Origin of the sequence: Kocuria sp. ZOR0020 (assembly GCF_000800955.1) — a bacterium.
Lineage (GTDB): Bacteria > Actinomycetota > Actinomycetes > Actinomycetales > Micrococcaceae > Kocuria > Kocuria subflava.
Map to the genome: position 1 here is coordinate 1 of NZ_JROX01000133.1, position 7,882 is coordinate 7,882.

Below are 7,882 nucleotides of genomic sequence, written 5' to 3' on the forward strand. Positions count from 1 at the left end.
CCATGACCAAGACCATCCCGTTCTTCGAGAAGGCGGTCGAGGCCGACGAAGCCGACGAGGCCATGCCCCCGTTCTTCCGCCACGACCTCGGCTTCGGCACCGCCGACGACGTTGCCGGCCTGATCACCTTCCTGGCCTCCGACGCCGCCGCAGACATCACGGGCCAGGCCATCGGTGCCGGCGGTGACCGCCTGCAGCTGTTCACCCACCCGACCCCCGTGGTGACCGAGTACAAGGAAGGCGGCTGGAGCTACGACGACCTGGCCGCCGACTTCCACCAGATGACCCAGGGCAACCTGCAGAAGTGCGGCGAAGTCATGCCGCAGCTGCCCGAAGAGCTCCAGCCGAAGCAGGGCTGATCCACCATGTCCCAGGCAGACAACAGCTACGAATTCGGCATCGACCTGGACAAGATCGATGCGATCGACATGCACGTGCACATCGAGTGCTCGGAGCACGGACACCTGTCCCTGCCCCAGCCGCTGGTGGACGCGTCCTCCAAGTACTTCAAGACGGAGGACCGGTCGCCGTCGTTGGACACGATCGCGGAACGCTACCGCGAGTGGAACATGGCTGCCGTGGTGTTCACGGTGGATGCGACCACCGCGCTCAAGCACGAGCCCAACTCGATCGAGGAGATCGCCACGGGCGCGGCGCGCAACAACGACGTCCTGATCCCGTTCGGGTCCGTGGACCCGCTGCAGGGTGCCGCCGCCGTGGAGCGTGCGAAGGTCCTGGTGGAGAAGTTCGGCGTGCGGGGCTTCAAGTTCCACCCGTCCCTGCAGAGCTTCGACCCGTCCGACCAGCAGTTCTACCCGCTGTACGAGGCGATTCAGGCCCTCGGCGTGCCCGCCCTGTTCCACACGGGCCAGAACGGAATGGGCGCAGGACTGCCCGGCGGATACGGCATCAAGTTGGGCTACTCCAACCCGTTGCTGCTGGATGCCGTGGCCGCTGACTTCCCGCAGGTGCAGGTGATCATGGCTCATCCGTCAGTTCCGTGGCAGGAGGAGGCGAACTCCATTGCCACCCACAAGTCCAACGTGTGGATCGATCTTTCCGGGTGGTCCCCCAAGTACTTCCCGGAATCCCTGGTCCATGCCGCCAACCGCATGTTCCCTGACCGCGTGTTGTTCGGCACGGACTACCCGCTGATCACGCCGCAGAAGTGGTTGGGCGCTTTTCAGGACGCCCCGTTCAAGGACGAGGTTCGGCCCAAGATCCTCAAGCAGAATGCCGCGCGTTTGTTCGGGCTCACTCCTGCGCGTTCCAACGCCACGGAGGGCAACCATGAGTGAGCTCTACCCGGACAGTGATCCGTACGGTGTGGCCAATGCCCTGACCTCTGCTGAGCGTGCACCGTTGCTGAGGCTTCGGGAAGTGCTGGAGGCCCGGGTCAAACCCGTGCTGGCTGAGCACTGGGAAGCAGGCACGTTTCCCCCGGACGTGGTTGCCCCGCTGCAGGAACTGCGCCTCATGCACCCCCCGGAACTGGCCGACCAGACCCCCAGCGCCCTCTACAACGGATTCCGGATTTTTGAGCTGGCCAGGTGCGATGCCTCGATCGCCACGTTCTACACGGCCCAAGCGGGACTGTTCCGTACGGCTTGCCGCGTGGGTGGGTCCGCCGAGCAGTTCGCTGAATGGGACCCCAAGATCCAGTCCTTTGAGATGACCGGGGTGTTCTGCCTGACCGAACCCGAACACGGTTCGGACATCGCCGGCGGTTTGGCCACCTCCGCCAGACACGAGGGAGATCAGTGGGTGATCGACGGCGCCAAACGGTGGATCGGCGGTGCCCTGACGGCCGAGATCCTGTGCATCTTTGCCCGGGACGAGGCGGACTCCCAGGTCAAGGCTTTCCTGGTCCCCCGCGAAGCTGACGGGGTCACCCTGGAGAAGATCCACGGCAAAACCGCCCTGCGCATCATGCAAAACGCACAGATCACCCTCTCCGGGGTACGGGTGCCGGAATCAGCACGGCTGCAGAACTGCAACTCCTTCAAGGACGTGGCGGCCATGCTGCGCCAGATGCGCTCCGACGTCGCATGGATTGCTGCCGGGATCCAGGCCGGCGCCTACGAGGCAGCGCTGCGCTACACCCGCGAGCGCCACCAGTTCGGCCGCCCCACGGCCAGTTTCCAGCTGGTACAGGAGAAGTTGGCGCGGATGCTGGGCAATGTGACGGCGTCGTTGTCCACGGTCTCCCAACTGGCCACCCAACAGGAGGCGGGGGTGTACCGGGACGAGGACTCCGCGCTGGCCAAGATGTGGGTGTGCACGCAGATGCGCGAAACCGTTGCCCTGGCGCGGGAAGTGGTGGGAGGCAACGGGATCACCCTGACCACTGACGTCGCCCGATTCCACGCCGATGCCGAAGCCGTCTACTCCTACGAAGGCACCCACGAAATCACCGCCCTGGTGGTCGGCCGCGCCATCACGGGCAACTCAGCTTTTGTGTGAGCCCGGCCTGAACACTTCCACGTTGAAAGGAACCATCTGATGACTGAGAACACCGCACAGACCGTTGTGAACTTTGAGCAGGTCAAGGACCTGGTGGGCAAGAACCTGGGGTACAGCGCCTGGCGTGAGATCACCCAGGAGCAGGTCAACCTGTTTGCCGATGCCACCGATGACCACCAGTACATCCACGTGGACCCCGAGCGCGCCGCCGACGGTCCCTTTGGCGGGACCATCGCCCACGGCTTCCTCACCCTGTCCCTGCTGATCCCCATGTGGGGCGAGCTGCTGGATGTGACCGGGGTGTCCACCAAGGTCAACTACGGCCTGGACAAGTGCCGCTTCACCTCTCCCGTGCCGGTGGGTTCGCGCGTGCGCCTGACCGTGACCATCACGGACGTGCAGGAGGTCAAGGGCAACGCCCTGCACCTGGTGGCTGACGGCACCATCGAGATCGAAGGCCAGGACCGCCACGCCGTGGTGGCCACGTTCCTGAACCGTTTCTATGCGTAAGGTGCGGCGGCCCGGGTGGGTGCTGCGGTTTTGACAGGGATATGACCGCAGAACATGCAGGTTCTGTGGTCATATCCCTGTCAAACGTCAGCCTCAGCACTCACCAGCGAGTGATACTGCTGCCGTGAACCACGCCGAGATCCTGGAGCACCGCGCGGCAGCTCACATCCGAGCCCGAAACCGCCCCGTAGGTGCAGCCGTGGGACGAGTGACCGACGACCATCTTGCAGCCAGTCCTGTGCGCCTCTACCAGGCCGACTCGACCACACCGTCAGCCGCCAAAGTTGTGTTTCTCCACGGCGGCTACTTTGTTCTGGGCAACGTGGATCTGCAGGACTCCGTGTGCCGTCAGATCGCCCATGACCTTGATCTGGATGTGGTGTCCGTGGACTACCCGTTGGCTCCGGAGCACGATGCGGAGACGACTGTGGCTACCGTCGTGAACGTGTGCCGGGATCTTCTCCCCTCACGTGGACCGTTGATTATCTGGGGTGACTCGGCCGGTGGTGCAGTGGCGGTCCTGACGGCAGTGGCCCTGCTGCAGGAAGGGGCCCGGGCGCCGTCGTTGGTGCTGACCAATCCCAACCTGGACCTCTCTCTGCAGCTCTACGACGACGACGCCCCGAGTGGACCGGGCAAAGCCCTCCTGGAGGCGGGGATTGCGGCGTGGGCCAACGGATGTGTTGAGACGGTGAACGCGCTGGCGCTGGATGTGTCAGGGCTCGACGCCGTTGTGGTCTCTGTGGGCGCTGAGGACGCTCTGGTGGAGGAGGCCCGTGCCTTCACCGCTCGCGGCACTCCCAACTGGACGCTCCTGGTCCACCCAAAGGTTGGACACGGTTTTGCGAGCGGGCAGAGCCTGGGTGATGTGGCTGCAATGGAACGCACCATCCGAACGCTGCGACAGTTTCGGCATGGATAAGTACCCAGAACTTGGTGTGGGTTCAAGTGGTGGTTGCAACACCGGTTTTGTGGTCGGTGTTCAGCAACTGCGTGAGGACCTCAGCAGGAGTGAGGAACCCGTGTCGCTTACGCGGCCGGGCGTTGAGCTCATCAGCGACCATGTCCAGATACCCAGCCCCCCCAGAACGAGAGGTCCGTGCCTTTGGGGAAGTACTGACGCAATAACCCGTTGGTGTTCTCATTGGTACCACGCTGCCACGGGGAATGAGGATCACAGAAGTAGATATCCACCCCCGTGGCAGCAGTGATCCGTGCATGACGAGCCATCTCGCTGCCTTGATCCCAGGTCACGGAACGCTTCAACCGCTCACTGAGCTGCCCGATCTTGGTGATCATCGCTGCAGCGACCTGATCAGCACTGTGCCCATCAGGCAGGTGCAGCAGCATCACGAACCCGGTGGTGCGTTCCACCAACGTCCCGATCGCTGAGCCCGAGGCCACCGAACCCAGGATCAGATCACCTTCCCAATGCCCAGGCACAGCCCGATCAGCAACCTCGGCTGGGCGATCAGCGATGTTGATCATCCCCGGGATCCTGCCCCGACGCTCATCACTCTTACGCCGTGGTTTACGCATGCTGCGCCCAGTGCGTAGGTGTTGAGTCAGCTCGCGGGTCAAGCCCCCACGGGTTTGGACGTAGAGCGCTTGATAGATCGTTTCGTGGGACACCCACATCTCCTGGCGATCGGGATACAGGGTTTTGAGTCTCCCACTGATCTGCTCCGGGCTCAGGTTGCTGGTGAGCATTCCCTGTACCCGGTGAGCCAGCACCGGGTTGGTCGCCAGTTTGGAGGGCTTGGGGCGGGTGCGGGCCGCATCAGCATGGGCTTGGGCTGTTGAGGCACGGTAGGGCTTAGGCCGGGTCGTGGTGACCCGGCGTAGTTCCCTGCTGATCGTGGATGGTGCCCGGTGCAAGCGGGCAGCGATCGTTCGTACCCCGTGTCCCTGGTTGCGTAGCTCCGCGATGTATTCACGTTCGCTGAAACTCAGAGAGCGTGTCAGGTGGGCATAGTCTGGGCGTGGCAGCACTCCTCCACGGTGGCTCATCCAGCGTCGCCCACTCACGCGGGACACACCGAGGCGATCAGCAGCTTCTTGGATGGTCAACCCAGCACGGATGTGGTTGAAGAACTGTGCAACCAGCTCCATCGGTAGTGGTGGTCTCGCGTCCATACCGGGACCCACCCCCTGTTCTTACTAGGGGTGTTGCAACCACCACATGAACCCACATGAACGACTGGGTACTTATCCGTGCCGAAATTGCCCGTCCGAGTTGCTCAGTGCTCGTAGGTGGTGAGGTCGATGTCCTTGGACTCCTTGGTCAGCAGGATGGCCAGGCCGGAGATGCAGGTCAGAGCGATCAGGTAGGTGACCACGGCGCCGATGCGGCCGTCGCCGCCGTAGATGGCCGCCAGGATGGTGGGGGTGAAGCCGGCACCCAGCAGTGTGGCCATCTGGTACCCCACGGAGGCCCCGGTGTAGCGGGCCGCGGTGCCGAACTGTTCGGAGATGAACGCCGCCAGCGGGCCGTAGATGGTGGAGTGGCACAGCAGCGCCACGGCGAAGCCCACAAAAATCAGGAAGGTGTCCGCGGTGCGCATGAGCGCGAACAGCGGGTACACAAAGGCGATGAACGCCACCATGCCCAGCAGCATCAGGGGACGGCGGCCCACCCGGTCGGAGATCTTGCCCGCCAGGATGACCATGCCGATCGAGAGCACGGACGCGCACGCAAACGCGTAGAGCACCGGCTGGCGTTCGGCACCGTGGGCCACCGCATAAGCCACGGTGAACGTGGCCAGCCGGGTCTGCAGCGCAAAGCCGGCGGCACCACCGAACATGACCAACAGCAGGTTCTTGGGCCGCTTGACCACGCTCAACAGAGGGATGTCCCGGGGCTTGTCCTTGGCGGCATCGCGTTCGACGGCGGCCTCAAAGATCGGGGATTCGCTGATCTTCAGACGAATGACCAGGCCAATCACCAGCAGCAGGGCTGAGACCAGGAACGGGACACGCCAGCCCCAGCTGAAGAACTGCTCCTCCGGCAGAGAAGCGGCCAGGCCCATGGCAAAAGTTCCCAACGCGGCACCAGACGGTGCACCGGCGTTGACAAACGACGCCGCAAACCCGCGGTCCTTGGGTGAGGCATGCTCCAGGGCCATCAGGGCAGCACCGCCCCACTCACCACCAATGGCAATGCCCTACAGCAGACGCAGCGTCAGCAGAATAAAGGCCCCACCCATGCCGATCATGGACGCGCTGGGGATCAGGCCGATCAGCGTCGAGGCACCACCCATGATGAACATGGAGAGCACCAGCATCTTCTTGCGGCCCAGCCGGTCACCGAAGAGGCCAAAGATCATGCCGCCAATGGGACGGGCCACGTAACCGGCCGCGAACGTCAGGTAGGACGCGATGGTGCCTGCCACCGGCGTCACGTCCGTGAAGAACACGTGGGGGAACACCAGGGCGGCGGCAGCGGTGTAGAGCAGGAAGTCGTAGAACTCAATGGTTGAGCCCAGGTAGCTGGACAACACCACCCGGCGGGCTTCCTTCTGCCGCGCAGCGGTGTTCATGCCTTGCAGTTCACCTGGTGCCGTGGCTGAACTCATCACGGGCCCCTCTCCATTGGGCGGGGACCTCGCCCCGAATCCTGTAGCCGAGGGGACATCCGCCCGCCAACGGGCGTGAGCCACCTCACAGGCTCACAGTAGGGGCATTAGTTGAAAACTTCAATGGTTATTCTCACCACCGGTTTGTGCCGCCGTCCAGAACTGCCGAGACCTCCGATATGTCCCAAATCCGCACAAAACTTGGGACGTATCGGAGGTCTCGGCGGGTGAGGCAGCCCGAGTCAGCGGGTCAGCGGACCACTTCCGGGTTGACCGGGAACGGCGGGACCTCCCCCCGGGCCATGGCCAGAGCGTTCTCCGCGCACATCTCCCCCATCCGGGCACGCGTGGCACGCTCCGCCGAGCCGATGTGCGGCAGCAGGAAGGTGTTGGGCAGTTCGGCCAGACCGTCGGCCAGGGCGGGCTCGTTTTCGTAAACGTCCAGACCTGCCGCCTCGATGGTGCCGTCCCGCAGGGCGGCCACCAGCGCCTGCTCGTCAATCACCGGTCCGCGCGCGGTGTTGACCAGCACAGCGGTGGATTTCATCCGAGCCAGCTCATCGGCGCCGATCAGGTGGTTGGTATCCGGGGTCAGCGGCACATGCAAGGAGATGTGGTCGGAGGTTTCCAACAGTTCATCCCACGAAACCTGGGTGACCTTCCCGGCCAGATCCCCGAGTTCGTCGTCGTCCACCGGGCGGTCCTGCGGCGGACGCTGCACAAAAACCACCTCCATGCCGAAGCCCAGGGCGCGGCGGGCCATGGCCTTGCCGATGCGACCAAAACCCGCGATCCCCAGGCGGGTTCCCGTGATGTCCGCGCTGAGCAGCAGGTCCGGGGTCAGGCCCTTGAACTCGCCGGAGCGGACCATGGTCTCGCCTTCATGCGCACGGCGGGCGGCGGCCAGCAGCAACAACATGGCGATGTTGGCCGTGGCATCCGAGAGCACATCCGGGGTGTTGCCCACCAGGATCCCGTTGTCGGTGGCCGCCTGGACGTCAATGTTGTTGAACCCAACACCAAAGTTCGCCACACCCTTCAGCGATGACCCCCTGAGGACATCTGCGGTGACCTGGTCGGAGAGCTGCGTGATCAGGACGTCATACCGGCCGCTGTGCGCAGCGTCCTTGAGCTCCTCAGCGGTGTATCCGTGTCCGATCTCCACCTCCCCGGCTTCGCGGAGCATGTCCTCGGCGGGGCCGGGCAGCGGGGCGGTGAAAAGGAACGAGGGCATGGGGCCACCTTTCTGTTGCACCCTTCCGGGTGGGCTCACCGGGCCACGTCGCCCGGCAAGGTTTCCTCACCAGTCTGTCACTTGCCCCGCACACGACGAC

At 64.1% G+C, this 7,882-nt stretch carries 5 protein-coding genes and 3 pseudogenes; 5 read left to right on the top strand and 3 right to left on the bottom strand.

Annotated elements, in window-relative coordinates:
- From L979_RS16305 to L979_RS14640, 5 genes and pseudogenes are all read left to right on the top strand, one after another.
- Positions 1 to 359, top strand: a pseudogene (locus L979_RS16305) (dehydrogenase); the annotation flags it as partial.
- Positions 360 to 365: 6 nt separating this feature from the next.
- Complete coding sequence (locus L979_RS08470) at positions 366 to 1,298, top strand: amidohydrolase family protein (protein ID WP_047691578.1); 933 nt, start codon at positions 366 to 368, stop codon at positions 1,296 to 1,298.
- The gene (locus L979_RS08475) at positions 1,291 to 2,463 is read left to right on the top strand and encodes an acyl-CoA dehydrogenase family protein (RefSeq protein WP_047691580.1); all 1,173 of its coding nucleotides are present in this window, start codon (positions 1,291 to 1,293) and stop codon (positions 2,461 to 2,463) included. Before L979_RS08470 ends, L979_RS08475 begins: the two co-directional genes overlap by 8 nt.
- A gap of 39 nt (positions 2,464 to 2,502) precedes the next feature.
- Positions 2,503 to 2,973 carry a MaoC family dehydratase gene (locus L979_RS08480; protein WP_047691582.1) on the top strand — a complete coding sequence of 157 codons (471 nt, stop codon included), beginning with the start codon at positions 2,503 to 2,505 and terminating at the stop codon, positions 2,971 to 2,973.
- 124 nt (positions 2,974 to 3,097) lie between these two features.
- Complete coding sequence (locus L979_RS14640) at positions 3,098 to 3,895, top strand: alpha/beta hydrolase (protein WP_052209693.1); 798 nt, start codon at positions 3,098 to 3,100, stop codon at positions 3,893 to 3,895.
- A gap of 22 nt (positions 3,896 to 3,917) precedes the next feature.
- Here L979_RS14640 and L979_RS08490 read toward each other — a convergent pair.
- The 3 genes and pseudogenes from L979_RS08490 to L979_RS08500 form a co-directional block, all read right to left on the bottom strand.
- Positions 3,918 to 4,983: pseudogene (locus L979_RS08490) on the bottom strand (IS30 family transposase).
- A gap of 230 nt (positions 4,984 to 5,213) precedes the next feature.
- Positions 5,214 to 6,548, bottom strand: a pseudogene (locus L979_RS08495) (MFS transporter).
- A 250-nt stretch (positions 6,549 to 6,798) separates the two neighbouring features.
- Positions 6,799 to 7,782: a D-glycerate dehydrogenase gene (locus L979_RS08500; protein ID WP_047691585.1), complete on the bottom strand. Its 984-nt coding sequence runs from the start codon at positions 7,780 to 7,782 to the stop codon at positions 6,799 to 6,801.
- Positions 7,783 to 7,882: the final 100 nt, after the last annotated feature.

Bases quoted from the DNA above. Each gene is read 5' to 3' on its own strand.
- L979_RS08470 (WP_047691578.1), top strand. From the start codon at position 366: ATGTCCCAGGCAGACAACAGCTACGAATTCGGCATCGACCTGGACAAG.
- L979_RS08475 (WP_047691580.1), top strand. From the start codon at position 1,291: ATGAGTGAGCTCTACCCGGACAGTGATCCGTACGGTGTGGCCAATGCC.
- L979_RS08480 (WP_047691582.1), top strand. From the start codon at position 2,503: ATGACTGAGAACACCGCACAGACCGTTGTGAACTTTGAGCAGGTCAAG.
- L979_RS08500 (WP_047691585.1), bottom strand. From the start codon at position 7,782: ATGCCCTCGTTCCTTTTCACCGCCCCGCTGCCCGGCCCCGCCGAGGAC.